The 26957-nt window shown below is 68.0% G+C and carries 25 protein-coding genes; 12 read left to right on the plus strand and 13 right to left on the minus strand.

Annotated elements, in window-relative coordinates; translation table 11 throughout:
- Window positions 1-39: 39 nt before the first annotated feature.
- The 3 genes from ABIC50_RS20515 to moaC all read right to left on the minus strand — a co-directional run bounded on the left by ABIC50_RS20515 (window position 40) and on the right by moaC (window position 4233).
- Entirely contained in the window at window positions 40-948 is a 909-nt protein-coding gene (locus ABIC50_RS20515; protein ID WP_354166563.1) for a hypothetical protein, read from the minus strand.
- Window positions 941-3628, minus strand: a complete 2688-nt coding sequence (locus ABIC50_RS20520) for a type VI secretion system Vgr family protein (RefSeq protein ID WP_354166566.1) — start codon at window positions 3626-3628, stop codon at window positions 941-943. Before ABIC50_RS20520 ends, ABIC50_RS20515 begins: the two co-directional genes overlap by 8 nt.
- Before the next feature lie 116 nt (window positions 3629-3744).
- Window positions 3745-4233, minus strand: a complete 489-nt coding sequence (gene moaC, locus ABIC50_RS20525; RefSeq protein ID WP_011657821.1) for a cyclic pyranopterin monophosphate synthase MoaC — start codon at window positions 4231-4233, stop codon at window positions 3745-3747.
- A gap of 240 nt (window positions 4234-4473) precedes the next feature.
- On the opposite strand from moaC, the gene ABIC50_RS20530 reads away from it, so the two are divergent.
- The gene (locus ABIC50_RS20530; protein WP_354166567.1) at window positions 4474-6168 is read left to right on the plus strand and encodes a M48 family metalloprotease; all 1695 of its coding nucleotides are present in this window, start codon (window positions 4474-4476) and stop codon (window positions 6166-6168) included.
- A gap of 30 nt (window positions 6169-6198) precedes the next feature.
- Here the strand turns inward: ABIC50_RS20530 and ABIC50_RS20535 are convergent, their stop codons facing one another.
- The 6 genes from ABIC50_RS20535 to ABIC50_RS20560 form a co-directional block, all read right to left on the minus strand.
- Window positions 6199-6810, minus strand: coding sequence for a DUF2946 family protein (locus ABIC50_RS20535; protein ID WP_354166569.1), 612 nt, complete (start codon window positions 6808-6810; stop codon window positions 6199-6201).
- Window positions 6803-7840, minus strand: coding sequence for a hydrolase (locus tag ABIC50_RS20540; RefSeq protein WP_011657819.1), 1038 nt, complete (start codon window positions 7838-7840; stop codon window positions 6803-6805). Before ABIC50_RS20540 ends, ABIC50_RS20535 begins: the two co-directional genes overlap by 8 nt.
- 33 nt (window positions 7841-7873) lie before the next feature.
- Window positions 7874-8320 carry a nuclear transport factor 2 family protein gene (locus ABIC50_RS20545; RefSeq protein ID WP_006749968.1) on the minus strand — a complete coding sequence of 149 codons (447 nt, stop codon included), beginning with the start codon at window positions 8318-8320 and terminating at the stop codon, window positions 7874-7876.
- A 115-nt stretch (window positions 8321-8435) separates the two neighbouring features.
- A complete protein-coding gene (gene waaF / locus ABIC50_RS20550) occupies window positions 8436-9473 on the minus strand; it encodes a lipopolysaccharide heptosyltransferase II (protein WP_041491262.1) in 1038 nt (345 codons plus the stop codon).
- Between the two features lie 136 nt (window positions 9474-9609).
- Complete coding sequence (locus tag ABIC50_RS20555; RefSeq protein ID WP_006749970.1) at window positions 9610-9804, minus strand: zinc-finger domain-containing protein; 195 nt, start codon at window positions 9802-9804, stop codon at window positions 9610-9612.
- Window positions 9805-9854: 50 nt separating this feature from the next.
- Window positions 9855-10778, minus strand: a complete 924-nt coding sequence (locus tag ABIC50_RS20560) for a branched-chain amino acid transaminase (RefSeq protein ID WP_006749971.1) — start codon at window positions 10776-10778, stop codon at window positions 9855-9857.
- Between the two features lie 208 nt (window positions 10779-10986).
- Between ABIC50_RS20560 and ABIC50_RS20565 the strand changes: the two genes are divergently transcribed.
- The 3 genes from ABIC50_RS20565 (at window position 10987) to ABIC50_RS20575 (ending at window position 13539) form a co-directional block, all read left to right on the plus strand.
- The gene (locus ABIC50_RS20565; RefSeq protein WP_105832454.1) at window positions 10987-11742 is read left to right on the plus strand and encodes an AzlC family ABC transporter permease; all 756 of its coding nucleotides are present in this window, start codon (window positions 10987-10989) and stop codon (window positions 11740-11742) included.
- On the plus strand, window positions 11739-12062 hold the full coding sequence (locus tag ABIC50_RS20570; protein WP_006749973.1) for an AzlD domain-containing protein: 324 nt from the start codon (window positions 11739-11741) through the stop codon (window positions 12060-12062). The genes ABIC50_RS20565 and ABIC50_RS20570 overlap by 4 nt, the downstream gene beginning before the upstream one ends.
- Before the next feature lie 280 nt (window positions 12063-12342).
- Window positions 12343-13539 carry a phosphoglycerate kinase gene (locus ABIC50_RS20575; protein WP_041489852.1) on the plus strand — a complete coding sequence of 399 codons (1197 nt, stop codon included), beginning with the start codon at window positions 12343-12345 and terminating at the stop codon, window positions 13537-13539.
- 157 nt (window positions 13540-13696) lie between these two features.
- Here ABIC50_RS20575 and ABIC50_RS20580 read toward each other — a convergent pair whose 3' ends face one another.
- On the minus strand, window positions 13697-13825 hold the full coding sequence (locus ABIC50_RS20580; RefSeq protein WP_256097633.1) for a hypothetical protein: 129 nt from the start codon (window positions 13823-13825) through the stop codon (window positions 13697-13699).
- Between ABIC50_RS20580 and pyk the strand changes: the two genes are divergently transcribed.
- The 6 genes from pyk to ABIC50_RS20610 all read left to right on the plus strand — a co-directional run bounded on the left by pyk (window position 13812) and on the right by ABIC50_RS20610 (window position 20657).
- Complete coding sequence (gene pyk / locus ABIC50_RS20585; RefSeq protein ID WP_502693556.1) at window positions 13812-15260, plus strand: pyruvate kinase; 1449 nt, start codon at window positions 13812-13814, stop codon at window positions 15258-15260. The two genes, ABIC50_RS20580 and pyk, sit on opposite strands and share 14 nt — an antisense overlap.
- Before the next feature lie 307 nt (window positions 15261-15567).
- Window positions 15568-16632: a class II fructose-bisphosphate aldolase gene (fba, locus tag ABIC50_RS20590; protein ID WP_011657813.1), complete on the plus strand. Its 1065-nt coding sequence runs from the start codon at window positions 15568-15570 to the stop codon at window positions 16630-16632.
- Window positions 16633-16853: 221 nt separating this feature from the next.
- Window positions 16854-17744 carry a phosphoribosylaminoimidazolesuccinocarboxamide synthase gene (locus ABIC50_RS20595; protein ID WP_006749977.1) on the plus strand — a complete coding sequence of 297 codons (891 nt, stop codon included), beginning with the start codon at window positions 16854-16856 and terminating at the stop codon, window positions 17742-17744.
- A gap of 66 nt (window positions 17745-17810) precedes the next feature.
- Window positions 17811-18332, plus strand: coding sequence for a 5-(carboxyamino)imidazole ribonucleotide mutase (gene purE / locus ABIC50_RS20600; protein WP_011657812.1), 522 nt, complete (start codon window positions 17811-17813; stop codon window positions 18330-18332).
- Between the two features lie 88 nt (window positions 18333-18420).
- On the plus strand, window positions 18421-19617 hold the full coding sequence (locus ABIC50_RS20605; RefSeq protein WP_354166571.1) for a 5-(carboxyamino)imidazole ribonucleotide synthase: 1197 nt from the start codon (window positions 18421-18423) through the stop codon (window positions 19615-19617).
- 11 nt (window positions 19618-19628) lie between these two features.
- Window positions 19629-20657, plus strand: a complete 1029-nt coding sequence (locus ABIC50_RS20610) for an L-threonylcarbamoyladenylate synthase (RefSeq protein WP_175703029.1) — start codon at window positions 19629-19631, stop codon at window positions 20655-20657.
- A gap of 89 nt (window positions 20658-20746) precedes the next feature.
- Here ABIC50_RS20610 and ABIC50_RS20615 read toward each other — a convergent pair whose 3' ends face one another.
- From ABIC50_RS20615 to dacB, 3 genes are all read right to left on the minus strand, one after another.
- Entirely contained in the window at window positions 20747-21883 is a 1137-nt protein-coding gene (locus ABIC50_RS20615; protein WP_354166573.1) for an SGNH/GDSL hydrolase family protein, read from the minus strand.
- Window positions 21884-21978: 95 nt separating this feature from the next.
- A complete protein-coding gene (locus ABIC50_RS20620) occupies window positions 21979-22893 on the minus strand; it encodes a sterol desaturase family protein (protein WP_175733628.1) in 915 nt (304 codons plus the stop codon).
- Between the two features lie 246 nt (window positions 22894-23139).
- Window positions 23140-24684, minus strand: a complete 1545-nt coding sequence (dacB, locus tag ABIC50_RS20625) for a D-alanyl-D-alanine carboxypeptidase/D-alanyl-D-alanine endopeptidase (RefSeq protein ID WP_354166575.1) — start codon at window positions 24682-24684, stop codon at window positions 23140-23142.
- 181 nt (window positions 24685-24865) lie between these two features.
- On the opposite strand from dacB, the gene ABIC50_RS20630 reads away from it, so the two are divergent.
- Window positions 24866-25528 carry a response regulator gene (locus ABIC50_RS20630; RefSeq protein ID WP_011657807.1) on the plus strand — a complete coding sequence of 221 codons (663 nt, stop codon included), beginning with the start codon at window positions 24866-24868 and terminating at the stop codon, window positions 25526-25528.
- 3 nt (window positions 25529-25531) lie between these two features.
- A complete protein-coding gene (locus ABIC50_RS20635; protein WP_138847224.1) occupies window positions 25532-26869 on the plus strand; it encodes an ATP-binding protein in 1338 nt (445 codons plus the stop codon).
- The last annotated feature ends 88 nt before the right edge of the window (window positions 26870-26957 follow it).

Raw genomic sequence — 26957 nt, forward strand, 5'->3', positions numbered from 1 at the left:
GCCGCAGCCAGCGACAGCTTCAGGAATTTTTTCGTCATTTCATTTCGGCATCAGTTTTTCGAGTGCCTGTGCAACAGGGTCGATGACATGTTCGTTGACGGCATCACCGGCCTTTTTCGCATATTCCACGGTATTGTCGACGTACTGTTTGCCCACGCCGACACCGCTGTCGAATGCCTGGGAGAATGTCCTGAGATCCCCCCATTCCTGGGCGTTGGGTTGCTTCAGGATGTAATACATATCGACAGGCCCGAGCCCGGCCAGACCGCCGTCGAGATAGGCGAGAGGGTGGGTCTTGAACGCGTACGTCTTGAAGGTGTCGTCATCCAGTTCGAGCGCGTACTGCGGCACGTTCATCGCGCAGCTGCCGCTGTTTGGCTTCTTGCCCCTGATCGAAATGGTGTCGCCGCGCATGTTCTGCTGCAAACCCTGTTCCAGATAATGCTGCAGGAACCAGCGTGCGCTCGCAAGCCACGCTTTGCCCTTGTCGCTCAATTCCGGCAGCAGGTATTTGCCGTAATTCGAGCAGTAGTAGTAACCGTAGCTGACGTAATATCCCGGCGGCTTATGCCCGCACCCGATATGACGCATCATGAAATTGCCGTGGCGGGACCAGTCGGAATCGGTGCTTTCCGCTTGTATCAGGTTTTCCCGCCGATGCAGCAGTTCACGGGCAACTTTCGTGTCTTTCCACGGATCCCATGACGTCGCGAATTTCTTGACGGTCGCCCAGATACTCGACGTGCTGACTTTTTCGACCGTTTCCCAGTACTCGCCGTGCAGCGGCCGGTAGTAGTACGGGCACGTTCCGATAATGGAATCCGCCGCCGGCGTCACATGCTTGTCGCAGATGTTGATCTGCACCTTCGGCCGATCCTTGTACCCCGTCGGCGTCAGCATCCCCGCGCCGCTGCCCAGTACGTTGTTGTCCTGTTGTCCGTCAGCCATTCGATTTCCCTAGAAACTTGACGACGACGTCATGCGGCACATGGCTCTGCGTGAGCCCCGTCTCACCTGCCGCATTGGTGACGCCTTCCGAGAGCAGCTTGCCGTTCGAGAACATCTGGTACCGCGTGTTCGCAACCGGAATGTCGGTGCCGGCCCAGTGCGCGATGAACGCCTGATCGTAGTTGCCGGTCGAGTTCGGCAGGGTCGGCATCGTCTGCGACAGGTGCGTGGGGCCGCTGAACGCATGCTGCGCACCCTTGATGTCGATCTTGCCGGGTGCGTGCACTTCGATGTTGCCGTTCGCGATGCGGATGTACGCGCCGCCGGAGGTCAGCAGGATTTCCTTCGCCGCGGCGCCTTCGATCGACTCGGTGACCGCCATCAGCTTCAGCGCCTTCTGGGCGGTCAGCTCGATGTTGTCCGCGTGCGCCTGCACTTCGACCTTGCCCTTGCCGGCGAACAGCTTGATCCCGGAGTTCTGCGCGAACAGGCTGATCCGGTCGAGGACGCTCGCGATCAGCGACTTTCCGGCGGCCACGTGCGTGCTTTGCCCGCTGACGAGGTTGACGTGCTGGTCCGCGGCAAGCTGGACGGACTGTTGCGTGGACATCCCGATACCGGCCGGGCTGCCGAACAGCATCACGGGCTCCTTGAACGCGTTGGCCGTGCCGGTTCCGCCGCCGGCGGTCCTGCCGCCCGACGTGCCGCCGCTCACGCTGTTCTGCGTCGCGTCGGTGAACTGCTTCAGCGCCGAGTGGCCGGGGTCGAGCGACTCGGCCTGATGCTGGGCGCTGACATCCGACATGGCTTCCATCAGGCCTTCCGCACGGACGAGTTGCTGTTGCGTTTCCTGAACGTCGAGCGGCTGGCTTGCCGGCTGTTTCGGATGCGTGGTGACGTACAGGCCGCGGTTCGCGCGCACGGCACCGTATGCGTCGGAGCGCAGGTCGAAACCACTGCCGAGATAGCTGCCGCGGTTGTTGCCCGTGTGGTCGATCAGGTAGCCGAGATGCAGGTGCGCGTTGGTCTGGCTGCTGTACAGATGCACGCGGTTCTGCGAGGTCGCGTCGTCGAGCACGAGCTGGTTGTAGCCGGCGCCCGCGTATTCTTTCGACCGGTATCCGGACAGGATGCCGTTGCTGTGCCATTGCGGAGTGGTCGCGCCGTTGTAGACCTTGCCGACGATGATCGGGCGATCGCAGTCGCCGCCGAGGAAATCGACCAGCACCTCCTCGCCGCTACGGTGCGGGTGAACGGCCCCATAACCATTGCCCGAATCCGACGCGGTGGCACGCAGCCAGCACGACGCCTTTTCGTCGCCGTCGTTCAGGCGGTCCCAATGGAAGCGAACCTTGACCCGGTTGAGCTCGTCGGTGTGGACTTCCTCGCCTTTCGGTGCGACGACGATCGCCGATTGCAGGTGCATCGGCGGCTTCGCGTGCTCGAACGGGCTGCGAAACGGTACGGTCGTGCGCTGGGCTTCGACGCGGATCTGAAAGAAGCCTTCGCTGCCGTCGGGATGACGCACGCGCGACTGGCCCGTATCGGTTGCCAACACGATGCTGCCGACCTCGGCTTGCAAGCTATGCGGGAAAACCGCCTGTTCGTCCGCCACGGGCAGGTTGTTGACGATGACCCACGTCGTCTCGATCACGGCGAATTCGCGCTGCCCGGCATCGTCGTTGTCGTGTTCGGGGTGATCCGCCAGCTCGAAGGTCCGCCCGGCATCCATGCGCCGCACGCCGCCGACGCCATGAAAGCGTTTCGCGCGCGACTCCTGTTCCTCCATCCATATCTTCGACAGATGGTCACCGCGGGACTGTTCGGGATACGTGTACGCACCGGTGTATTCGTAGACCTCGAGCTGCGGCGGCAGATCACCCTGATTGGCGATCGTCGGCGTATGGGTCGCCTTCGGATTGGCCGCGCTCGGCGGCTGCTTGTAGTCGAACGTGCGTGTCGCGCGGGCGACGCTTCGCAGCGTGCGCGTGCCGGAGAACTGGACGAACGTGTCGGCCTCGTCACCCGTGCCCGCATGATGAAAGCGCACCGTTCGCGGCGACAGCGCCGGCAACGCGTCGACGCGGTCTACGACGACGAGCCGGTGCGACTTGCCGTCCTGGTCCTGTTCCCAGAAGCCATACAGGCCTTCGGATTCCATCAGGCGATGCACGAAATTCCAGTCATCCTCGTACTGCATGCCGAACGAGCGGAGCGGCAGCGGCTGGTGGAGCTTGAAGGTGAAGCGACCCTTGGCCTGCGGATGCTGGTTCAGCACGTCGGCAATGATGTCGTCCGCGGACTGGTCCTGCCAGATTCGCTGGTCGCGGCGAAACTTCAGGAAGTGCAGGAACGAAGCGAAGACGATCTGGTAGTGCGTGACGCCGCTGTCCGAGCCGAGCCGGCGGGCGCAATGCACGTAGCCGTGGTGAGGCGCATAAGACTGGTCGGCCTGCAGGATCCACAGCGTGACCGGCTGCGCGATCAGCTTCTTGAGCTCGAGGTTATCGGACACCGACACGGTATCGACCGTGAACTCGAAGTGACGCCCGAGCCGTGATCGGCCGATGACGCGATGCGGCAGCAGCACGTTGGGGCCGAGCGGCGTATCCAGTTTGACAAGGCGCTCGTGCTGAACCGGTCCGGCCAGCAATGCGCTTCTTAACATTTGCGAATTCATCACCCGTGCTCGCTTTTTATTGTGCTGGGTCGCACGCTCTCCCGTGCGGAATCCGGTAATTGTATGAGATAAACGGTCGGTATCCCGAATTTACCGGCCGACAGGGTGCCGACCGGTCAGCCGGCGGTGTCCTCGGCCTTCCAGTCCCCCGACTTCCCGCCACGCTTTTCTCTCACGCTCACCTCGGTGATCACCATTCCGCGATCGACCGCCTTGCACATGTCGTACACGGTCAGCAGCCCGACCTGCACGGCAGTCAGCGCTTCCATCTCGACACCGGTGCGCCCGAACGTCTCGACCTGCGCGACGCAGTGCACGCCCGGCAGCGCGTCGTCGAGTTCGAAGTCGACGGCCACGCGCGTCAGCGCGAGCGGATGACACAGCGGAATGAGGTCGGCGGTGCGCTTGGCGCCCTGGATCGCGGCGATGCGCGCGACGCCGAGCACGTCGCCTTTCTTCGCCTTGCCGTCGCGGATCAGCGCGAACGTCGCCGGCAGCATCCGGATCGTGCCGCGCGCGATCGCGATGCGTTGCGTTTCCTGCTTGCCGCCGACGTCGACCATGTGCGCATGGCCGGCGGCGTCGAAATGGGTAAGTCCTGACATGTCCTGCTCCGATCTCTTGTGTCGCGGCCGGTCGATCCACCGCGTCGGGCACCGTGCCGCAACCATCTGCAACGTTTCAACGGGCGCCTATCATAGCAGCGGCCTGCGCGACGCCGGGCGTGCAGACGGCGCATCCGCCGCAGCGAACAGTCGCGATCCCGCCGGTACAATGACCGGGATCTTCAGACCAAACGCCGCGATGCGCGCCCGGCGCGCGGGACGCGTCGCTTTCATCCTGCCATGCGTGTCAAACAGTTGCTTGCCGTGTTGCTGTCGACGGCGCTCGTGCTGCCGCCGAGCGGCCATGCACAGCGCCTGTCCGCGCTGCCGCTCGAGCCGGCGGCCGGCACTTCGCCGTCGATTTCCACGGTGCCGTCCGGCATCGCGACCGGCGTATTCGGCACCTACGGCGGCGCGGAAAGCCGGTTCTCCGGCGGCGACGGCGCGTCCGCGCCGGTCGCGAGCCTGCGCGCACCGCTGCGCGCGCTGGAACTCCCCGACCTCGGCGACGGCTCCGGCGGTTCGCTCACGCCGCAGGCCGAGCGCCGTCTCGGCGAGCGCGTGATGCGCGAGGTGCGGCGCGACCCGGATTACCTCGACGACTGGCTCGCGCGCGACTACCTGAACGCGATCGCGAAGCGGCTCGCGGCCGCGGCCGCGGCGCGCTACATCGGCGGCTACACGCCGGACTTCGAGCTGTTCCCGGTGCGCGATCCGCAGATCAACGCATTCTCGATGCCGGGCGGTTTCATCGGGATCAACAGCGGGCTGGTGGTCACGACGCAAACGGAATCCGAACTCGCATCGGTGGTCGGCCACGAGATGGGCCACGTGCTGCAGCGGCACATCGCGCGGATGATCGGCGCGAACGAGAAGACGGGCTACACCGCGCTCGCGACGATGCTGCTCGGGGTGCTGGCGGGCGTGCTCGCGCGCAGCGGCGATCTCGGCAGCGCGATCGCGATGGGCGGGCAGGCGTTTGCGGTCGACAACCAGCTGCGCTTCTCACGCTCGGCCGAGCGTGAGGCCGATCGCGTCGGTTTCCAACTGCTCGCGGGCGCCGGCTACGACCCGTACGGGATGCCGGGCTTCTTCGAGCGGCTCGAGCGCGCGTCGATGGGCGACGCGGGCGTGCCGGCCTATGCGCGCACGCACCCGCTGACGGGCGAACGGATCGCCGACATGGAGGATCGCGCGCGCCGCGCGCCGTACCGGCAGCCGCGCCAGTCGGCCGAATACGGCTTCGTGCGCGCGCGGCTGCGCATTCTGCAGAACCGTGCGCCGAACGACATCGCGGCCGAGGCGCGCCGGATGCAGCTCGAGATCGACGATCGCACGGCGCCGAACGTCGCGGCGAACGAGTACGGGATCGCGCTCGCGAACACGCTGCTCGGCCAGTACGATGCGGCCGACAAGGCGCTGGCGTCGGCCCGTGCCGCATTCGACGCGCGCGAGCGGCGCGCGGACGATCCGCAGACGAGTTCGCCGAGCCTCGACGTGCTCGCCGCCGACCTCGCCCGCCGCGCGGGCCGGACCGACGACGCGGTGCGGCTCGCGGCGCTCGCGCAGCGGCGCTGGCCGGCGTCGCACGCGGCGATCGTCGCGCACCTGCAGGCGCTGATCGCCGCGCGCCGCTTCGACGAAGCGCAGATGCTCGCACGCACGCAGGCGAAAGCGGACCCGGAGCAGCCGGACTGGTGGGACTATCTCGCGAAGGCGAGCGACGGCAAGGGCGACGTGCTCGCGCGGCGCCGTGCGCTCGCGGAGAAGCTGGCGCTCGACGGCGCGTGGCCGTCGGCGATTCGCCAGCTGAAGGAGGCGCGCGACGCGAAGGACGTGTCGTTCTACGATCAGTCGATCATCGGCGCGCGGCTGCTGGAATTCGAGGCGCGCTACAAGGAAGAGCGCGAGGACGAGAAGAACGGCCGCGGATAACGGCCGCGAGGCGGGCAGGGCGTGGGCGCTTCAGCTTGCGGCGCTGTCGTTGCCGTTGCCACCATCCAGCGCGTCGCACCGCGCCCGCTGCGCGGGGCTCGCGACGAAGCCGAACGTTGCGGGCACATCGGCACTCGACAGATTGCCGAGCGCCAGCGTGCGCCCGTCACGCCAGCGCAGCACGGGCGGCGTCGCGTCGAAATCCGCATGATCGGCGAACAGGCCGAGGTCGTGGTCGTGCAGCGCCGCGACGCGCGGCGGCGTGCCCGCCGCGCGGAACAGCACGCCGCCCGCATCGTCGAGCCATGCGGCGTCGGGCTCGAACGGCGCGCCGGTCTGGTCGGCCAGCGTGAGCTGCCCGTCGCGTTCGGCCAGGCGCACGACCCACGGTGTGTAGGCGAGCTCGACGTACACGCGCTGCGGCCCGTTCTGGAAGAACCACTGGCCGTGCGCGTCGCATTCGTAGTTGCGTCCGATGAACGCGTTGAGCGCCGCATGCCGGATCGGCGAGCCAAGCTCGCCGGCGGCCTGCGCGGCGTCGTCGCGCAGCCGCCACTCGCCGCGCCGGTCGAGCAGCAGCCAGCCGGTGCAGTCGGGTACGTTCGGCCATTTGGCGAGGGCCTGCCTGACGATGTCATCCATGGTCGACGAATTTCGAGCAATAGCCGAACACCCGCGCCGACAGCCAGTCGAGGCGGCCGGGGAACGGTCCGGTCATGAATCCCGCATGGCCGCCGTCCATGGGCTGATCGAGCTCGACGGCCGGCGACACGTCGGCTGCGCTCGGCAGCGCGGATTCCGGCAGAAACGGGTCGTTGCGGGCGTTGAGGATCAGCGTGGGCACGTCGATGGCCGGCAACAGCGGCCGCGTGGTGGCCTGGGTCCAGTAGTCGTCGGCGTCGGCGAAGCCGTGCAGCGGTGCGGTCACGACTTCGTCGAAGTCGCGCATCGTCACGGCGCGCAGCATCGCGTCGCGGTCGAACAGGCCCGGATACTGGTCGAGCTTCGCGAGCGCCTTGCGCTTGAGCGTCTTCAGGAAGCTGCGCGTATAGACCATCGCGAAGCCCTGCGACAGCGCGCGGCCGCCCGCATGCACGTCGATCGGCGTCGAGATCGCGGCGGCCGCGTGCACGATCGACGTGTCGCTGCGGTGCTCGCCGAGCCAGCGCAGCAGCACGTTGCCGCCGAGCGACACGCCGGCCGCGACGATCGGCCCGCGATGCTGCGCGGCGAGCCGCTGCAGGATCCAGTCGACTTCGGCGCTGTCGGCGAGATGGTAGAAGCGCGGCTGGCGGTTCAACTCGCCGCTGCAGCTGCGAAAGTGCGGGACGACCGCGTGCCAGCCCTTCGCGCGCGCGGCGGCCATCATCGCGAGCGCGTAGTGCGAGCCGGAACTGCCTTCGAGGCCGTGGAACAGCACGAACAGCGGTGCGTCGGGCGGCGGCGCGGCACTGTCGAGGTGCGCGACCCAGTCGAGATCGATGAAGTCGTGGTCGGGGGTTTCCCATCGCTCTCGTCGGTAGGCGACAGCCGGACGCCGTGCGAACAGCGCGGGCACGATGGTTTGCACATGGCTGTTCGGCAGCCAGCGCGGTGCGCGATAGCGCAATGAATCGTCGTCGGGGGCCGGGGCCCCGGTCAGCGGCGAGGTGGGCGGAGAAGCCGTACTCATGATCGCCCCGCTAATGCGTTGCTTCGTTGTTCGTCAGTGCAGCGGACCCTGCCCGTGACGGATCTTCGCGGCGAATTGTCCGGCCGCCTGTTCAGGAATCGGGCTCGCGTGGATATGCGCGATGCGCCACTCGCCGCGTTCGTGGATCATCACGTACGTCGCGAAAACCATGTCGGGTTCGGCCGTCAGGTCGGCCTGCTGATGCGCTTCGGCGATCGTATAGACGACGGTGCCGAGACTGTCGTAAACACGGATGTCGAGCGGTTCGATCGTGACCGGGCGCGTCGCGAGCCGGTTGGCCAGCCCGCTGCGGATCTGGTCGAGCCCGTGCAGATGCTCGCCGTCGGCCCAGACGCAGCTGGCGAAGTCCTCGTCGATCCACAACCCCAGCAGCGCGTCGAGATTGGCATCGGCGACGGCCTGGTAGTAGGCGTTCAGCGTATCGGCAGCGGCTTCGAACAGGCGGGCAAAACGTGGCATCGGGGTTATCTCTCGCGCGCGTCGCGCGCCGTATTCAGCACGGCGGCCCGGGTGGGGCCGCCTTGCACCGGTGAATCGGATTGCCCGGCGCGTCGTGCGACGCTGCCGGTCAGGGTCAGCGCTGCCCGACGAGCATGCCGCGCAAATCGCCGAATACCTGCTCGGGACCGAGTTCGCGCAGGCATTTCAGATGGCCGAGCGGGCACTCGCGTTCGAAGCAGGGACTGCATTCGAGATGAAGCCATTGTACCTTCGCCAGGTCCGACAGCGGAGGGGTGTGGCGCGGATCAGTCGATCCGTACAACGCGACGAGCGGCCGCCGCAGCGCGGCGGCGACGTGCATCAGCCCGGAATCGTTGGTCACGACCGCGTTCGCGCGCGCGATCAGCGCGCACGCCTCGGACAACGACGTCTGCCCGCACAGGTTGCGCACGTTCGGCGCGTGGTCGGCGATCGCCTGCGCGGCCGCGGCGTCCTTCTGCGAGCCGAGCGCGACGATCTGCGTATACGGGAAAGACTGATGGACGATCGTCGCGAGCGTCGCGAAGTGCTCGGGCGGCCAGCGCTTGGCCGGGCCGTATTCCGCGCCGGGGCAGAACACGACGAGCGGCTTGCGCGTATCGAGATTGAAACGCGCGGAGACGCGCGCCGTCTCGTTCAGGTCGGCGTCGAGGCGCGGCGGCGGCAGCATCTTCATCGACTCGGGCAGCTTCGCGCCCGGCGCATACGCGAGCGCCGCGTAGTGTGTCGTCATCGGCGGCCGCTCGGCCGATTTGTCGGGGTTCGCGTGCCGCACGTTGAGCAGGCCGTAGCGGTGCTCGCCCGTATAGCCAATCCGCAGCGGAATGTTCGCGAGCCACGGAATCACCGCGGATTTCAGCGAATTCGGCAGCACGTACGCCGCGTCGTAGCCGACGTCGCGCAGGTCGCTCGCGAGCTGCCAGCGGCGCAGCAGCTGCAGCTTGCCGTGCGCGAGGTCGGTCGCGTAGACATCGTGGATCTCGGGCATCCGCTCGAGCACCGGCGCGACCCAGGTGGGTGCGACGGCATCGATCACGATGCGGGGATGGATTTTTTTCAGCAGCGCAAAAAGCGGCTGCGCCATCAATGCGTCACCGATCCAATTCGGTGCGATAACCAGCGCTCGACGCATCAGGTCGACTTCCGATGTCGTAATGAAGCACGGCGCGCATGCACCGCGTTCGGGTTGTCAGAACAGGAAAAGGGCGGCGCGCCGGAGTTCCGGCTGCGCCGCCTCGCGTGCGGCGGGCCCGCGGGCCCGGTCGGGCTCAATGGCCCTTGACCACCTCGCCGTCGCGCAGCTTGTAGCGCGTGCCGCAGTACGGGCAGCGCGCCTCGCCGTGCGAGACGTCGATGAACACGCGCGGGTGCGCGCTCCAGCGCGCCATGGCCGGGTTCGGGCAGTAGGCGGGGAGATCCTTGGCCGTCAGTTCGACCAGCGGCATTTCCTTGATTTCACTCATGAGACTTTCTCTTATCACTCTGTGGTGGGGCGGTCGGTCGCGCGGCGCGCTCAGACCTTCGTCAGCCAGTGCGCGTACTTCGCGTTCTTGCCCGACACGATATCGAAAAACGCCGACTGGAGCTTTTCCGTCACGGGGCCGCGGGCGCCGCTGCCGATCGTACGGTTGTCGAGTTCGCGGATCGGCGTGACTTCGGCGGCCGTGCCCGTGAAGAACGCTTCGTCGGCCGTGTAGACCTCGTCGCGCGTGATGCGCTTCTCGATCACCTGGATGCCTGCGTCCCGCGCGAGCGTGATGATCGTGTCGCGCGTGATGCCGTCGAGGCACGACGACAGGTCGGGCGTGTACAGCTTGCCGTTGTTCACCAGGAAGAAGTTCTCGCCGGAGCCTTCCGACACGTAGCCGTCGACGTCGAGCAGCAGCGCTTCGTCGTAGCCGTCGGCGGTCGCTTCCTGGTTCGCGAGGATCGAGTTCACGTACCAGCCCGACGCCTTCGCGCGCACCATCGACACGTTCACGTGGTGGCGGGTGAACGACGACGTCTTCACGCGGATGCCCTTCGCGAGGCCTTCCTCGCCGAGGTACGCGCCCCACGGCCACGCGGCGATCGCGACGTGGATCGTGTTGCCCTTCGCGGACACGCCGAGCTTTTCCGAGCCGACCCAGATGATCGGGCGCAGGTAGCCCGACTCGAGCTTGTTCTCGCGCACGACGTCGAGCTGCGCGGCTTCGAGGGTTTCCCGGTCGAACGGCACGTCCATCTGGAAGATCTTCGCCGAATTCAGCAGACGTTTGGTGTGCTCGTGCAGGCGGAAGATCGCGGTGCTGCCGTCGGCCGTCCGGTACGCGCGCACGCCTTCGAAGACGCCCATGCCGTAGTGCAGCGTGTGGGTCAGGACGTGGATCGTGGCGTCGCGCCAGTCGATCAGCTTGCCGTCCATCCAGATCTTGCCGTCGCGGTCGGCCATTGACATGGGGTTCTCCTGTGAAGCAATTGGGTACAGCGGCTTGTGTGCAGCATTGAGCCGGAAAGACGCTTATTTTAGCGTCATTTGGTGTCGCGCCGGTCGGTCGGCGCAGGGCCGGCGCTATAATCGTCCGGTACCGATTCCAATAACGACGGGCCGTGCCGGCAGGAGACGCCGGAGCCCGCACGAACCGCCCGCCGCGGCCCGCTTTCCGATGCTCGCTCGATTGTCCGCCACCGACCGCTTCGCGCTGATCCAGGGCGCGCGCGACTATTCCCCGACACTGATGGCCATCCTCTCCTGGGGGCTCGTGACCGGTGTCGCGATGAGCAAGTCGGTGATGACGCTCGGGCAGGCGAGCGCGATGTCGATCCTCGTCTACGCGGGCTCGTCGCAGCTCGCGGTGCTGCCGCTCCTCGTCGCGAAGCTGCCGATCTGGACGATCCTGCTCACGGCCGCGATGGTCAACCTGCGCTTCGTGATCTTCAGCGCCGGGCTTGCTCCCCATTTTTCCTACCTGCCGCTGTGGCGGCGCCTCGCGATCGGCTATTTCAACGGCGACGTGATCTACCTGCTGTTCCAGAAACAGGCCTTCGCGTACGGCCACGTGCCGGGCAAGGAAGCCTACTTCTGGGGGATGGCGCTCGCGAGCTGGCTATCGTGGCAGGTGTCGTCGCTCGCCGGCATCCTGCTCGCGAGCGTCTTTCCCGCGAGCTGGGGGCTGGAGCTGGCCGGCACGCTCGCGCTGATCCCGATCATGGTGTCGGCGGTCGCGAACCGCTCGACGCTCGCCGCCGTCGCGGTCGCGGGCGTCGTGTCGCTGATCGCGTTCGACCTGCCGTACCGGCTCGCGCTGCCGATCGCGGTGCTGGCCGCGCTCGCGGCCGGCTGCACGGCCGATTTCTTCGTCGAACGCGCCGACTGGCGCCGCATCCGCACCGAAACCGTGCACGAGAAGGAAATCGAATGAGCGCGACGGACATCTGGATCGTGATCGTCGGGATGACGATCGTCACGGCCGTCACGCGCGCGCTGTTCCTGCTCGGCGGCGAACGCACCGTGCTGCCCGAGCGCGCGCAGCGCGCGCTGCGCTATGCGCCGGCCGCCGCGCTCGTCGCGGTCGTGCTGCCCGACGTGCTCGAAACGCCGGCCGGGCTATCGTTCGCGCTGTCCAATCATCCGTTCTACGCGGCGCTCGCTGGCCTCGGCTGGTTTTTGTGGCGGCGCAGCATGCTCGGCACCATCGTGATCGGGATGCTCGTCTTCACCGTGCTGCGCCTGATCTTCTGATGAATCGCCGCAGCGGCCGGCCGGGCATCGACCGCTTGCGGCTGTACATTGCTGCGTTGCAGCAATGTGTCGGCGGCCGCGTGCGATCCCAAATAGGCGGAATTCGCCGTCGCACGGGTCAGTCTGCCGGATGGATCGGCTAGAATGCCCGTTCAAGATTTTTTACCCGTGCGCGTCATGCGAACCGCCAGCCACGGCCGCATCCGGCGCCCTTTCGCGGCTGCCCGCGCACGTCCAGCGTGAACCCCCTTTCCCCATCCACTACTTCAATCTGTTCAACATGAGCCAAGTCAAGCGTCTTACCGACCTGATCGCCGCCGGCCAGCTCGCCGGCAAGCGGGTGTTCATCCGCGCCGACCTGAACGTCCCGCAGGACGATCACGGCAACATCACCGAAGACACGCGCGTGCGCGCGTCCGTGCCGGCCATCCAGGCCGCGCTCGACGCCGGCGCGGCCGTGATGGTCACGTCGCACCTCGGTCGTCCGACCGAAGGCGAATTCAAGCCCGAAGACTCGCTCGCGCCGGTCGCGAAGCGCCTCGCCGAACTGCTCGGCCGCGACGTGCCGCTGGTCGCGAACTGGGTCGAGAACGGCGTGAACGTCGCGCCGGGCCAGGTCGTGCTGCTCGAGAACTGCCGCGTGAACAAGGGCGAGAAGAAGAACTCGGACGAGCTCGCGCAGAAGATGGCGAAGCTCTGCGACGTGTACGTGAACGACGCGTTCGGCACCGCGCACCGCGCGGAAGCGACCACCCACGGGATCGCGAAGTACGCGCCGGTCGCGTGCGCGGGCCCGCTGCTGGCCGCCGAACTCGACGCGCTTGGCAAGGCGCTCGGCAACCCGGCCCGCCCGCTGGTGGCGATCGTCGCCGGTTCGAAGGTGTCGACCAAGCTGACCATTCTCAAGTCGCTCGCCGGCAAGGTCGACCAACTGATCGTCGGCGGCGGCATCGCGAACACGTTCATGCTCGCGGCCGGCCTGTCGATCGGCAAGTCGCTCGCGGAAGCCGATCTCGTCGCCGAGGCGAAGGCGATCATCGACGAAGCGCGCGAGCGCGGCGCGTCGGTGCCAATCCCGTCCGACGTCGTGACGGCCAAGGAATTCTCGCCGACGGCCGCGGCCACGGTGAAGCAGGTCGCCGACATCGAAGCGGACGACATGATCCTCGACATCGGCCCGGATACGGCCAAGGCGCTCGCGAGCCAGCTCGAGAAGGCCGGCACGATCGTGTGGAACGGTCCGGTCGGCGTGTTCGAGTTCGACCAGTTCGGCAACGGCACCAAGACGCTCGCCGAAGCGATCGCCAAATCGTCCGCGTTCTCGATCGCGGGCGGCGGCGACACGCTCGCGGCCATCGCGAAGTACGGCATCCACGACCAGGTCAGCTATATCTCGACCGGCGGCGGCGCCTTCCTCGAGTTCCTCGAAGGGAAGAAGCTGCCGGCGGTGGAAGTGCTCGAAACGCGGGCGGCCTGAGCGTGGCGGCGCGCGCAGGGGTGACCAGGGCCGCGCGCTCTGCTAAAGCGGAGCAGCCGGCCGGCGCGGGCAAGCGCAAACGCGCGCCCGCGCGGGCGAACTCAGCCCCGCGCGCACCGGCGGCCGCCGGCGACGCGGCCGTGCAGCACCACGAGATTCAGAACAAAGCGATGCCGGGCGCAAGCACCGGCACGCCCCCCGGAACGGCGGCCGCTGGGCCTGCCGATTCCGGCTCTCGCAGCGTTTCACCCAGCGCATCCACCTTGATCCAGATGAGGAGTTTCATGCAGCGCGCCACCAAGATAGTCGCCACGATCGGCCCGGCTTCCAGTTCGCCGGAGATTCTGCTGCAGATGATGCAGGCGGGCCTCGACGTCGTGCGGCTCAATTTTTCGCACGGTACGGCCGACGATCACCGCCAGCGCGCCGAGATGGTGCGAGAGGCCGCCCGCAAGGTCGGCCGCGAGATCGCGATCATGGCCGACCTCCAGGGCCCGAAGATCCGCGTCGGCAAGTTCGAGAACGGCAAGACCACGCTCGAGCCGGGCCAGGCCTTCATCCTCGACGCGGGCTGCGAGCTCGGCAACGACGAGCGCGTCGGCCTCGACTACAAGGAACTGCCGCGTGACCTGAAGCCGGGCGACCTGCTGCTGCTGAACGACGGCCTGATCGTGCTGACCGTCGAGCGCGTGCTCGGCGACGAGATCCACACGGTCGTCAAGGTGGGCGGCGAGCTGTCGAACAACAAGGGGATCAACCGGCAGGGCGGCGGGCTGTCGGCGCCCGCGCTGACCGCGAAGGACATGGAGGACATCCGCACGGCGATGTCGCTCGGCGCGGATCTCGTCGCGGTGTCGTTCCCGAAGAACGCGACCGACATGGAAATGGCGCGCCAGCTCGCGAATATCGCGGGCGCGCCTTACGGCATCAAGCCGAAGATGATCGCGAAGATCGAGCGCGCGGAGGCGATTCCGGCGCTGCAGAGCATCCTCGACGCATCCGACGGCATCATGGTCGCGCGTGGCGACCTCGCGGTGGAAGTCGGCAACGCGGCCGTGCCGGCGCTGCAGAAGCGGATGATCCGGATGGCGCGCGAGTCGAACAAGCTCGTGATCACCGCGACGCAGATGATGGAGTCGATGATCCTCGCGCCGGTGCCGACCCGCGCGGAAGTGTCGGACGTCGCGAATGCGGTGCTCGACGGCACCGATGCGGTGATGCTGTCGGCCGAGACGGCCGCCGGCAAGTACCCGGTCGTCACGATCGAGACGATGGCGGCCGTGTGCGTCGAGGCGGAAAAGTCCGAGCACGTCGAGCTGGACAAGGATTTCCTCGACCGCACGTTCACGCGGATCGACCAGTCGATCGCGATGGGCGCGCTGTTCACCGCCTATCACCTCGGTGCCAAGGCGATCATCGCGCTGACCGAATCGGGCGCGACCGCGCTGTGGATGTCGCGTCACTACACGCACGTGCCGATCTTCGCGCTGACGCCGCGCGTCGGCAGCGAGCGCACGATGGCGCTGTACCGCAACGTGACGCCGCTGCACGTCGACTTCAACAGCGACCGCGACTCGGCGCTGCAGGCGGCGCTCGAGATCGTCGTGAAGCAGGGCTACGTGCAGCACGGCGACATGGTCGTGCTGACCGTCGGCGAGCCGATGGGGCAGGCGGGCGGCACCAACACGCTGAAGATCGTGCGGGTCGGCGAGCATTACTGATCGCTAGGCGCCGGCGTGCGCCGGGCCGGTCTGCAGACCGGTCGCTCGAGCTGATGCGGCACCGTTTATCGACGAAAGCCGCGCGGGGTCCGATACCCCGCGCGGCTTTTTTTCTGTTTTTTGGCCGCATTGTGCCGTGCGAAGGTAACAAATTGCGAGCAGGCGCCACCGGGCGGTCGGAATCGGAGGCGCTTCGCGATAAAATGCCGCTATTCGACGCTCAGCCGCGCCGTGCCCCCCGTTCGAACGGGAGCGAGCGCTGCGCCGGCGTCAGGGCGCACCGGTTTTCATTCCAAGGAGTTCCACAATGCCTCTCGTATCAATGCGTCAATTGCTGGACCACGCGGCAGAGCACGGTTACGGCCTGCCGGCCTTCAACGTGAACAACCTGGAGCAGGTCCAGGCGATCATGGCGGCGGCGGATCAGGTCGGCGCGCCCGTGATCATGCAGGCATCGGCCGGCGCGCGTAAGTACGCGGGCGAGCCGTTCCTGCGCCACCTGATCGAAGCGGCGGTCGAGTCGTATCCGCACATCCCGGTCGTGATGCACCAGGACCACGGCCAGTCGCCGGCAGTCTGCATGGGCGCGATCCGCAGCGGCTTCACCAGCGTGATGATGGACGGTTCGCTCGAAGCCGACGGCAAGACGGTCGCCTCGTACGAGTACAACGTCGACGTGTCGCGCAAGGTCGTCGAGATGGCGCACTCGATCGGCGTGACGGTCGAGGCCGAACTCGGCGTGCTCGGCTCGCTCGAGACGATGAAGGGCGACAAGGAAGACGGCCACGGCGCGGAAGGCACGATGACCCGCGAGCAGCTGCTGACCGATCCGGAGCAGGCGGCCGACTTCGTGAAGCTCACGCAGTGTGACGCGCTCGCGATCGCGATCGGCACGTCGCACGGTGCGTACAAGTTCTCGAAGAAGCCGACGGGCGACATCCTGTCGATCCAGCGCATCAAGGAAATCCACGCACGCATCCCGAACACGCACCTGGTGATGCACGGTTCGTCGTCGGTGCCGCAGGAGCTGCTGGAAGAAATCCGCCAGTTCGGCGGCGACATGAAGGAAACCTACGGCGTGCCGGTCGAGGAAATCCAGGAAGGCATCAAGCACGGCGTGCGCAAGATCAACATCGACACCGACCTGCGTCTCGCGATCACCGGTGCGATCCGCCGCTACCTGTTCGAGAACCCGGGCAAGTTCGATCCGCGCGACTACCTGAAGCCGGCGCGTGAAGCGGCGAAGAAGGTATGCGTCGATCGCTACCTCGCGTTCGGCTGCGAAGGCCAGGCCGCGAAGATCAAGCCGGTGTCGCTCGACAAGATCGCCGAACAGTACAAGTCCGGCGCGCTCGCGCAGGTCGTGCGCTGAGACTGTAGTACGATTGCCCCCGCCGAAAGGCTGGGGCCGGCTGCCCGCCGCCGGACTGATCCGGCCCCGGCAGCCGTTCCGTCCGGCCGAACGAGGGCCGGCCGGCAACTGGCGGGCACGATCGCCCGCCGGTTCGCCGACGCATTGCAAGACCGCCGTTCCCGCCTGCCGCGGGGAACGGCGTTTCCCTTTTTGTTTGGCTCCTTATCTGCGAAAAGACGATGTCTACCCTTTACGAATCCACGCTCCGCTCGCTGCCGCTCCTCGGTCGCGGCAAGGTCCGCGATAACTACGCGGTCGGCAACGACAAGCTCCTGATCGTCACGACCGATCGCCTGTCGGCATTCGACGTGATCATGGGCGAGCCGATTCCGAACAAGGGCCGCGTGCTGAACCAGATGGCGAACTTCTGGTTCGACAAGCTCGCGCACATCGTGCCGAACCACCTGACGGGCGACGCGCCGGAAGCGGTCGTCGCGGCCGACGAGGTCGAGCAGGTCAAGGGCCGCGGCGTGGTCGTCAAGCGCCTCGAGCCGATCATGATCGAAGCGGTCGTGCGCGGCTATCTGGCCGGCAGCGGCTGGAAGGAATACCAGGCGTCGGGCGCCGTGTGCGGCGTGCAGTTGCCGGAAGGCCTGCAGAACGCGCAGAAGCTGCCCGAGCCGATCTTCACGCCGGCCGCGAAGGCCGAGCTGGGCGAGCACGACGAGAACATCACGTTCGAGGAAACCGAGCGCCGCATCGGCACCGAGCTGGCCGCGACGATTCGCGACATCTCGATCCGCCTGTACAAGGAAGCGGCCGACTACGCGGCGACGCGCGGCATCATCATCGCCGACACGAAGTTCGAATTCGGCCTCGACAATCACGGCAAGCTGTACCTGATGGACGAAGTGCTGACGGCCGATTCGTCGCGCTTCTGGCCGGCCGACCAGTACCAGGTCGGCACCAACCCGCCGTCGTTCGACAAGCAGTTCGTGCGCGACTGGCTCGAGACGCAGCCGTGGGGCAAGACCGCGCCGGCGCCGGCGCTGCCGGCCGACGTCGTCGAGAAGACGGCCGCGAAGTACCAGGAAGCGCTCGAGCGCATCACCGGCCAGCCGCTCGCCTGAGCGAGCTTTGCATGGGACCCGAGTAAGCGCTGAAGCGCTTACTCGGGTCGACAAGGACATACGAAAATGAGTGAAGTCCAGACCGCCCACACGCACAGCGCGCCGCTCATCGGCGTGCTGATGGGCTCGAGTTCCGACTGGGACGTGATGAAGAACGCGGTCGCGATCCTGCAGGAATTCGGCGTACCGTACGAAGCGAAGGTCGTGTCCGCGCACCGGATGCCCGACGAGATGTTCGACTATGCGGAGAAGGCGCGCGAGCGCGGGCTGCGCGCGATCATCGCGGGCGCCGGCGGTGCCGCGCACCTGCCCGGCATGCTGGCCGCGAAAACCACGGTGCCGGTGCTCGGCGTGCCGGTCGCGAGCAAGTACCTGAAGGGCGTCGATTCGCTGCACTCGATCGTGCAGATGCCGAAGGGCGTGCCGGTCGCGACGTTCGCGATCGGCGAGGCCGGCGCCGCGAACGCCGCGCTGTTCGCGGTGTCGATCCTGTCCGGCACGTCGGCCGACTACGCGAACCGGCTTGCCGCGTTCCGCGTGCGCCAGAACGAAGCCGCGCACGCCATGGTGCTGCCGCCGCTGGCGTGACGGCGCACCGGCGGCCGCACCGTCATTCCGGCGGCCGCCTGACTTTCCTCACTGCGGCGGGCAGCGCCCGTCGCGACCGACCACTGACATGACCGCAACTCCTGATTCCGTTTCCCCGATCCTGCCCGGCGCGTGGCTGGGCATGGTCGGCGGCGGCCAGCTCGGCCGCATGTTCTGCTTTGCCGCCCAGTCGATGGGCTATCGCGTCGCCGTGCTCGATCCCGATCCGGCGAGCCCCGCCGGCGCGGTCGCCGACCGCCACCTGCGCGCGGCCTACGACGACGAAGCCGCGCTCGCCGAGCTGGCCGGGCTGTGCGAGGCCGTGTCGACGGAATTCGAGAACGTGCCGGCCGCGAGCCTCGACTTCCTCGCGCGCACGACGTTCGTCGCGCCGGCCGGCCGCTGCGTCGCGGTCGCGCAGGACCGGATCGCGGAGAAGCGTTTCATCGAGGCCTCCGGCGTGCCGGTCGCGCCGCACGTCGTGATCGAATCGGCGACGGCCCTGGCCGCGCTCGACGATGCCGCGCTCGACGCGGTGCTGCCGGGCATCCTCAAGACGGCGCGTCTCGGCTACGACGGCAAGGGCCAGGTGCGCGTGAGCACCGCGCGGGAAGCGCGCGATGCACATGCGGCGCTCGGCGGCGTGCCGTGCGTGCTCGAAAAGCGCCTGCCGCTGAAGTACGAAGTGTCCGCGCTGATCGCGCGCGGCGCGGACGGCCGCTCGGCCGCCTTCCCGCTCGCGCAGAACGTGCATCACAACGGCATCCTCGCGCTGACCATCGTGCCGGCGCCGGCCGCCGATGCCGCGCGTGTCGAAGAGGCGCAGCAGGCGGCCGTCCGGATCGCCGATACGCTCGGCTACGTCGGCGTGCTGTGCGTCGAATTCTTCGTGCTGGAAGACGGCTCGTTCGTCGCGAACGAAATGGCGCCGCGCCCGCACAACTCCGGCCACTACACGGTCGATGCGTGCGCAACGAGCCAGTTCGAGCAGCAGGTGCGCGCGATGACGCGCATGCCGCTCGGCAACCCGCGCCAGCATTCGCCGGCCGCGATGCTGAACATCCTCGGCGACGTGTGGTTCCCCAATGGTGCGGCGGCCGGGGCCGTCACGCCGCCGTGGGACACGGTCGCCGCGATGCCGGCCGCGCACCTGCACCTGTACGGCAAGGAAGAAGCGCGCGTCGGCCGCAAGATGGGCCACGTGAACTTCACGGCCGAGACGCGCGACGACGCCGTCGCCGCCGCCACCGCGTGTGCGCAGCTGCTGCGCGTGCCGCTCGACTGAGGCGCCAGCCGATGTCCATCGATCTCCCGAACTCCGTGACGCGCGCGCAGATCGACGCGGCCGCCGCGCTGCTCGACGCGGGGCAGCTCGTCGCGTTCCCGACCGAAACCGTGTACGGGCTCGGCGGCGACGCGGCGAATCCCGAAGCCGTCGCCCGCATCTACGCGGCGAAAGGGCGCCCGGCGAACCATCCGGTGATCGTGCATCTGCCGCCCGGCGGCGATCCGGGCTACTGGGCCGACGACCTGCCGGCCGATGCGCAGGCGCTGATCGATGCATTCTGGCCGGGCCCGCTCACGCTGATCCTGAAGCGCCATGCGCGCATTCCGGACGCCGTGAGCGGCGGGCAGGATTCGGTCGGCCTGCGCTGCCCGTCGCATCCGGTCGCGCAGGCGCTGCTGGCCGCGTTCAGCGCGCGGCGCGGCGGCCACGGCGGCGTCGCCGCGCCGTCCGCGAACCGCTTCGGCCATGTGAGCCCGACGACCGCTCAGCATGTGCGCGACGAATTCGGCGACACCGTGCACGTGCTCGACGGCGGCGCATCCGAAGTCGGCATCGAATCGACGATTCTCGACCTGTCGCGCGGTTTCCCGGCGCTGCTGCGTCCGGGCCACGTGACGCCGCGGCAGATCGCCGACGTGCTCGGCCGCGCGCCGCGCCTGCCCGACGGCGGCGACGCGACCGCGCCGCGCGCGTCCGGCACGCTGAAGGCGCATTACGCGCCGCGCACGCCGCTCGCGCTCATGCCGTTCGACGCGCTCGAGCCGCTGCTCGCGGCCGCGCAGACCGACGGCGAACGCGTCGCGCTCGTCGCACGCGCGTCGCGCGCGGGACGCTGGGCGCAGGCCGACGGCGTGCATTTCGTCGCGGCGCCGGAAGATCCGCAGGCGTATGCGCGCGACCTGTACGGGATGCTGCGCGCGCTCGATCGCGCGCAGGTCGCACGCATCCTCGTCGAGAAGCTGCCCGAGACCGTCGAGTGGATCGCGGTCAACGATCGTCTCGGTCGCGCGGCCGCGGCATTCGAAGCGCGCGACTGACGCGGCGTCGCGCATCCGATCCGGAATAAAAAACGCCCGACCGGCGAAAAACCGGTCGGGCGTTTGCGTTTCAGCGCGTGGCGGGCGGCTTACTTGCCGACGCCCGATGCCGCGATCTGCTTCTCGACGAATTGCGAGAACAGCAGGTGCAGGCGCGTCGTCGGGTGGACCGTGTCGGCGAACATGTAGGTCTGGTCCGCGTTCGCGACCGTGTAGGTCTGCGGCGAGCAGAACAGCGACGAGCCGAATGCGGTCGCGTTCGCGACGCCGTACTGGGTCGCCGCAGCGACCATCGCCTTCAGGTTGCAGCCGGTGTCGGTGTTCGACACCGCGAAGCCGTTCGCCTGGTAGTTGGCCGCGACGCCGTCCTGCCACGTGAACGTGTCGAGCAGCGCGTACTTGGTCTTGTCGACCTTCAGTGCGGCCAGCGTGCCGGCGAGCGTCTGGTTGAACAGCCCCGACAGTTGCGTGAACACGGCCTGCGTGCCGCCTTGCAGCGCGAGCGGCGTGCCGCCGATGTCCGGCACGTTCGACACGAATACGTGCGTCGCGCCTGCCGCGACGATCTGCTGGACGAGGCCGCCGAGCTGCTGCGCGGCCAGGCCGATCGCCTGCGCCGCCGCAAGCTGGGCGGCCGGCGTGTTGCCTTGCGCCTGCGCGACCTGCGCCTGGTAGAAGATGTCGTTCGCGCCGCCGTTGACCAGCACGATCTGCCCTGAGTTGAAGCTGCCGTGCTGCGTCAGGTACTGCTTGACCTGATCGGCGATCGGCGTCGTCGTGGCCTGCGCGTAGTCCGCGTTCGGCACGCTGGCGTCCGCATGGCCGATGCCCGGCTGCAGCGTCACGCGCGAGCCGCCCTGTGCATAGCCGAGGCCGCCGGTCGCCTGCAGCGGGATGCCGAAGCCGCCCTGGTTCGCGGGCTGCAGCGTGTCGCCGTAGTACTGCGCGACGTTCTGCGTCCACACCTGGCCGGGGTTGGTCGTGAAGCGGCCGCCGCCGAAGCCGAGCTTGATCTGCGAGTAGGTGCCGGCATCCGACAGGCTGTCGCCGAACGACACGATCTGCATCTTCACGCCGGACGGCGGCGTGATCGACGCGCTGTTGTTGTTGTCGTCACCGCCGCCGCACGCGGCGAGCAGCGCGAGCGCGGCGCCCGCGATCGCGACCTGCGCGGTGCGCAGCAGGCGTTGACGATGGCGGGAAGGTGCGTGTTGTTGTGATTGCATCGTTCTATCTCCTCGTAGATATGGCCTGATGTGTTTCTCATCTGCCGCGTGCCTGCCCGGTTCCGGGCTGCGCGGCGGCCGTTGGCTGAAACGGTTTATTGGTCACGCGCAGCCGCAAGCGGCACGGCGCGCGGATCCTGGTTCGCGGCCTCTGCAATCTGCGCATGATAAGCGCTCGCCCATTCGGGCGGGCCGAAAATCGCGCGCAGCTTGTTGCGCCAGCCGTCGATGCGCAACGCGTCGGCCGCCATCGACACCCACTCGTGGAACGTCGCGACGAGCGGGTTGTTCGAGCCGAGCGGCTCGACGATTCCATAGCGCGGCGGATCGTCGGGCGACTCCTCGACGTAGCTGCCGAACAGGCGATCCCAGATCACGAGCACACCTGCGTAATTGCGGTCGATGTAACGCGGGTTGCGTGCATGGTGCGCGCGATGGATCGACGGCGTGTTGAACACGTATTCGAGCCAGCCGAGCTTGCCGATCGCCTGCGTGTGCACGAAGAACTGGAACGCGAGGTTGATCAGCACGACGCCGACGATCTGCTGCGGCGGAAAGCCGACGAACGCGAGCGGCAGCCAGAACGCCCACATGCCCGCGACGGGATACATCAGGCTCTGCCGGAACGCGGTCGAGAAATTCATTCGCTCGGACGAGTGGTGCACGACGTGCGCGGCCCACAGCCAGCGCACGCGATGGCTCGCGCGATGGAACACGTAGTAGAGGAAGTCCTGGCCGATGAACAGCACCGCGAACGACAGCCAGCCGTCGTGCCACGTGAACAGCCGGAAATGTGCGTAGCAGTACGCATAAACGGGGATCACGAACAGCCACGCGAGCTTGTCGGTGCCCTGGTGCATCAGCGCGAGCGCCGCGTTGCACAGCGTGTCGCGCCACGCATAGACATGCTCGTGCGCACGCGTGCGGGCGAGGTGCCAGGCCTCCCACGCGATGCAGAGCAGGAAGACGGGCGCCAGCGCGAGCAGAAGCAATTCGACGTCGAATCGCATGGACGTGTCTCCTCCTTTCCCCTGCAAGCCGTGAGGCCGGGCCTTTGGCCCGTTCTAGATATCAGTCAGGCCAACAGCCTACGCAATCGCCACGCGCTAGGCGAGGGGGCAGCGTAGAGGGTTCCCTCTGAGGACAGGGTTTCTACGGAAAACCATGTGCAACGGGGCCGCGCGGTGCGGCCCCGTTTTGTGGCGCGATGCGCCGGCGGTGCGTGGGTGCGCCGCGTCGCGGCGCGCGCCGTGCCGTCAGTGCGCGCCCGCGTAGATCCATTCGAGCAGCGTGTCGTGCGCGGCGCGCGCGGCTTCCGCGTGATCGTCGTTGATGAAACTGACGACGACGTAGCTCTGGCCATCCGCGCCCGCGACGTAGCCCGCGATCGCGCGCACGTCGCGCAGCGTGCCCGTCTTGATGTGCGCATTGCCGAGCACGCCGGCGTTGGTCAGGCGGTTCTTCATCGTGCCGTCGATGCCGGCGACCGGCAGCGAATCGACGAACGCCTGCGCGACCGGGCTCGCGTTCGCGGCCTGCAGCAGCGCGGCGAGCGACAGCGCGCTCACGTGCTCGTCGCGCGACAGGCCCGAGCCGTTCTCGAGCGCGAGGTCGGGCATCGCGATCCCGCTCTTGCGCAGGAATGCCTGAATCGCGCGGCTCGACTGCTCGGGCGTCGCGGGCGGCTTGCCGGCGACCGCGCCGATCGTCAGGAACAGGTTGCGCGCCATCACGTTGTTGCTGAACTTGTTGATGTCGTAGACGATGCTGCCGAGCACCGGGCTGTGATGGACGGCGAGCGGGCGCGCGGTGGTGGGCACCTTGCCTTCGCTGACCGGGCCCGCGATCGTGCCGCCGTCCTGCTGCCACAGCGCGAGGAAGCCGCGCGCGAAGAACGTCGTGTGATCGAGGATCGCCAGATTGGTCGTGCGCGCGCCGCAGCGCAGCGGATAGTCGCCGGCGAACGACGCGGTCATGATCCCGCCGCCGGCCGTCAGCGTCGGACGCGCGGCCGCGGCAGCCGCGCCGCACGATCCGCTGCCTTCGTACAGCTGGTTGTCGATCGACAGATTGGCGAGCGGCGGCAGCACATCGACGGCAATCTTGCCGTCGTCGCCCGGCGTCACCGTAAACGACACGGCCTTGAACGCGTACAGCAGCGGATCGGGGCCGACGTTGTACGGTGCGCTCACGTCGTCGTCGAACGACGGCAGGTCGCGCGTCGACGCGGCGAAATAGCTCTTGTCGAGCACGAGGCCGCCGGCCACGCGCTTGACGCCCGCCTTGCGCAGCTTGTCGACGAGGTCGATCAGCTCCTCGGGCACGAGCTTCGGATCGCCGGTGCCCTTGATGTACAGGTTGCCTTGCAGCGTGCCGTCCGGATCGACCGGGCCGTCCGCATACGCGGTGGTGCGCCAGCGGAAGTCGGGGCCGAGGATCGACAGGCCCGAGAAGGTCGTGACGAGCTTCATCGTCGACGCCGGCAGCATCGGCCGGTTCGCGTTCCATTCGATCAGCGGCTCAGGATCGCCGACGCGCTCGACGACGACGCTCATCGCCGATGCCGGCACCTTCGCGCGCTGCAGCGCGACCAGCACGGACGCCGGCAGGCCGGCCGCGCGCGCGGCGGGCGACACGACGGCGGTCTTGCGCGCTTCCTTGTGAAGCTTCTTGCGGGCCTGCGCGGGAGGTGCGAACGCAAGGGCCGTGCAGGTGGCGACGACGGCGGCCGTACGCAGGCAGACGCGGGCGCAGACGCGGGCGCGGGGGGCGAACCGGGCGGAGAGATCGGAAATCGGCATGGGCGAATACGGGAAATGCAGGGGTTCGGGCAGGGCGCGCGGCGCGCCGGAGCGCACATTGTAGAGACAAGTGCGCACACGCTCCTTGCAATCCGCCTTTCTGTTGCATTGCAGGCGGCGCACGCGATTCGCGGCGCTACAATGGTCGCCATGTTGACTCGCCCCATGGGTTCCGGTTCCGATGCGGATTCTCCTCGTTGAAGACGATCGAATGATTGCCGAAGGCGTACGCAAGGCCTTGCGCGCCGACGGCTTCGCGGTCGACTGGGTGCAGGACGGCGACGCCGCGCTCACGGCGCTCGGCGGCGAGGCGTACGACCTGCTGCTGCTCGATCTCGGCCTGCCGAAGCGCGACGGCATCGACGTGCTGCGCACGCTGCGCGCGCGCGGGCTGTCGCTGCCGGTGCTGATCGTCACCGCGCGCGATGCGGTCGCCGATCGCGTGAAGGGGCTCGACGCGGGCGCCGACGACTACCTCGTCAAGCCGTTCGACCTCGACGAACTGGGCGCGCGGATGCGCGCGCTGATCCGCCGCCAGGCCGGGCGCAGCGAGTCGCTGATCCGCCACGGCGCGCTGACGCTCGATCCCGCGTCGCACCAGGTGACGCTCGACGGCGCGCCCGTCGCGCTGTCCGCGCGCGAGTTCGCGCTGCTCCAGGCGCTGCTGGCGCGGCCCGGCGCGGTGCTGTCGAAGAGCCAGCTCGAGGAGAAGATGTACGGCTGGGGCGAGGAGATCGGCAGCAACACGGTCGAGGTCTACATCCACGCGCTGCGCAAGAAGCTCGGTTCGGACCTGATCCGCAACGTGCGCGGGCTCGGCTACATGGTCGTCAAGGAAAGCTGACGCGTGAGGTCGATTCGTCATCAATTGCTGATCTGGCTGCTCGCGATCGTCGTCGCGGGCGTGGGCCTCGCGGGCTGGCTGATCTACCGGCAGGCGCTCGCCGAAGCGAACGAGCTGTTCGACTACCAGCTGCAGGAAATCGCCGCGGCGCTGCCGTCCGAGCCGTTCTCGCAGGTGTTCGGCTCGCGCACCAACGGCGACGAAGGCATCGTGATCCAGATCTGGAATCGCAACGGCGTGCTGATGTACTTCTCGCATCCGCGCGCGCCGATCGCGCCGCGCGCGGAACTCGGCTTCTCGACCGAGCGCACCGATCGCGGCGAATGGCGCGTGTACGGCGCGATCGTCGGCGACAACGTCGTGCAGCTCGCGCAGCCGCTGTCGGTGCGCAACCGGCTCGCCGCGAACGTCGCGCTGCGCACGCTGTGGCCGCTGATCGTGCTGCTGCCGTTCCTCGGCGCGGCGGTCTGGATGATCGTCGGGCGCGGGCTCGCGCCGCTCGCCCGCGTGACGCGCGCGGTCGAGGCGCGCCGGCCGGAAGCGCTCGATCCCTTGCACGATGCGGGCCTGCCGCTCGAGGTGCAGCCGCTCGTGCGCGCGCTGAACGGGCTGCTCGCGCGGCTGTCGGCGGCGCTCGACACGCAGAAGGCCTTCGTCGCCGATGCCGCGCACGAACTGCGCACGCCGCTCGCGGCCGTGCAGATCCAGGCGCAGCTCGTCGCCCGCGCGAAGGACGATACCTCGCGTCGCGAGGCGATTGCGGATCTCCAGGACGGCGTGTCGCGCGCCACGCGTCTCACCGAGCAACTGCTCGCGCTCGCGCGTGCCGAACCGGACGGCGCGACGATGCGCGAGCCGGTCGATCTGCAGGCGCTGCTCGTCGAATGCGTGGCCGCGCATGCGCCGCTCGCGCAGCGGCATCACATCGATCTCGGCTTCGAGGAGAGTTCCGCGGCGACCGTCGTCGCGGACGTCGGCGCGCTGCGCGTGATGTTCGGCAACCTGCTCGACAACGCGGTCAAGTACACGCCCGACGGCGGCCGCATCGACGTGTCGCTGACGCGCGACGCGGCCGGCCGTGCGTGCGTGCAGATCGGCGACAGCGGGCCCGGCATCCCGGCCGACGAGCGCGAGCGCGTGTTCGACCGCTTCTACCGCGACAGCTCCGCGCGGGCGCGCGCCGACGTGTCGGGCAGCGGGCTCGGGCTCGCGATCGTCAAGCGCGTGGCGGCGCAGCAGGGCGCGACGGTGTCGCTCGGCGACGCGGCCGCGGGCGGCCTGCTCGTGAGCGTCGTGTTCGGCGACGCCGAGATGCCGGCGCAGGCTTCCGAATCCGCATGATGCACGGCGCCGCGCAGGCGCCGGGCCGTGGGCGGCGCCGGCCCGTGGTCGGTGTAAACCGGGTCTAGGCCTCGCTCGAGGTCGATTA

Origin of the sequence: Burkholderia sp. 567 (assembly GCF_040545115.1) — a bacterium.
GTDB lineage: Bacteria > Pseudomonadota > Gammaproteobacteria > Burkholderiales > Burkholderiaceae > Burkholderia > Burkholderia ambifaria.

Bases quoted from the DNA above. Each gene is read 5' to 3' on its own strand.
- fba (WP_011657813.1), top strand. From the start codon at position 15,568: ATGCCTCTCGTATCAATGCGTCAATTGCTGGACCACGCGGCAGAGCAC.
- ABIC50_RS20515 (WP_354166563.1), bottom strand. From the start codon at position 948: ATGGCTGACGGACAACAGGACAACAACGTACTGGGCAGCGGCGCGGGG.
- ABIC50_RS20615 (WP_354166573.1), bottom strand. From the start codon at position 21,883: ATGCAATCACAACAACACGCACCTTCCCGCCATCGTCAACGCCTGCTG.
- ABIC50_RS20555 (WP_006749970.1), bottom strand. From the start codon at position 9,804: ATGAGTGAAATCAAGGAAATGCCGCTGGTCGAACTGACGGCCAAGGAT.
- ABIC50_RS20520 (WP_354166566.1), bottom strand. From the start codon at position 3,628: ATGAATTCGCAAATGTTAAGAAGCGCATTGCTGGCCGGACCGGTTCAG.
- ABIC50_RS20575 (WP_041489852.1), top strand. From the start codon at position 12,343: ATGAGCCAAGTCAAGCGTCTTACCGACCTGATCGCCGCCGGCCAGCTC.
- purE (WP_011657812.1), top strand. From the start codon at position 17,811: ATGAGTGAAGTCCAGACCGCCCACACGCACAGCGCGCCGCTCATCGGC.
- ABIC50_RS20535 (WP_354166569.1), bottom strand. From the start codon at position 6,810: ATGGATGACATCGTCAGGCAGGCCCTCGCCAAATGGCCGAACGTACCC.
- ABIC50_RS20540 (WP_011657819.1), bottom strand. From the start codon at position 7,840: ATGAGTACGGCTTCTCCGCCCACCTCGCCGCTGACCGGGGCCCCGGCC.
- ABIC50_RS20545 (WP_006749968.1), bottom strand. From the start codon at position 8,320: ATGCCACGTTTTGCCCGCCTGTTCGAAGCCGCTGCCGATACGCTGAAC.
- ABIC50_RS20560 (WP_006749971.1), bottom strand. From the start codon at position 10,778: ATGTCAATGGCCGACCGCGACGGCAAGATCTGGATGGACGGCAAGCTG.
- ABIC50_RS20565 (WP_105832454.1), top strand. From the start codon at position 10,987: ATGCTCGCTCGATTGTCCGCCACCGACCGCTTCGCGCTGATCCAGGGC.
- ABIC50_RS20620 (WP_175733628.1), bottom strand. From the start codon at position 22,893: ATGCGATTCGACGTCGAATTGCTTCTGCTCGCGCTGGCGCCCGTCTTC.
- ABIC50_RS20610 (WP_175703029.1), top strand. From the start codon at position 19,629: ATGTCCATCGATCTCCCGAACTCCGTGACGCGCGCGCAGATCGACGCG.
- ABIC50_RS20570 (WP_006749973.1), top strand. From the start codon at position 11,739: ATGAGCGCGACGGACATCTGGATCGTGATCGTCGGGATGACGATCGTC.
- waaF (WP_041491262.1), bottom strand. From the start codon at position 9,473: ATGCGTCGAGCGCTGGTTATCGCACCGAATTGGATCGGTGACGCATTG.
- ABIC50_RS20580 (WP_256097633.1), bottom strand. From the start codon at position 13,825: ATGAAACTCCTCATCTGGATCAAGGTGGATGCGCTGGGTGAAACGCTG.
- dacB (WP_354166575.1), bottom strand. From the start codon at position 24,684: ATGCCGATTTCCGATCTCTCCGCCCGGTTCGCCCCCCGCGCCCGCGTC.
- ABIC50_RS20530 (WP_354166567.1), top strand. From the start codon at position 4,474: ATGCGTGTCAAACAGTTGCTTGCCGTGTTGCTGTCGACGGCGCTCGTG.
- moaC (WP_011657821.1), bottom strand. From the start codon at position 4,233: ATGTCAGGACTTACCCATTTCGACGCCGCCGGCCATGCGCACATGGTC.
- ABIC50_RS20630 (WP_011657807.1), top strand. From the start codon at position 24,866: ATGCGGATTCTCCTCGTTGAAGACGATCGAATGATTGCCGAAGGCGTA.
- pyk (WP_502693556.1), top strand. From the start codon at position 13,812: ATGAGGAGTTTCATGCAGCGCGCCACCAAGATAGTCGCCACGATCGGC.
- ABIC50_RS20595 (WP_006749977.1), top strand. From the start codon at position 16,854: ATGTCTACCCTTTACGAATCCACGCTCCGCTCGCTGCCGCTCCTCGGT.
- ABIC50_RS20605 (WP_354166571.1), top strand. From the start codon at position 18,421: ATGACCGCAACTCCTGATTCCGTTTCCCCGATCCTGCCCGGCGCGTGG.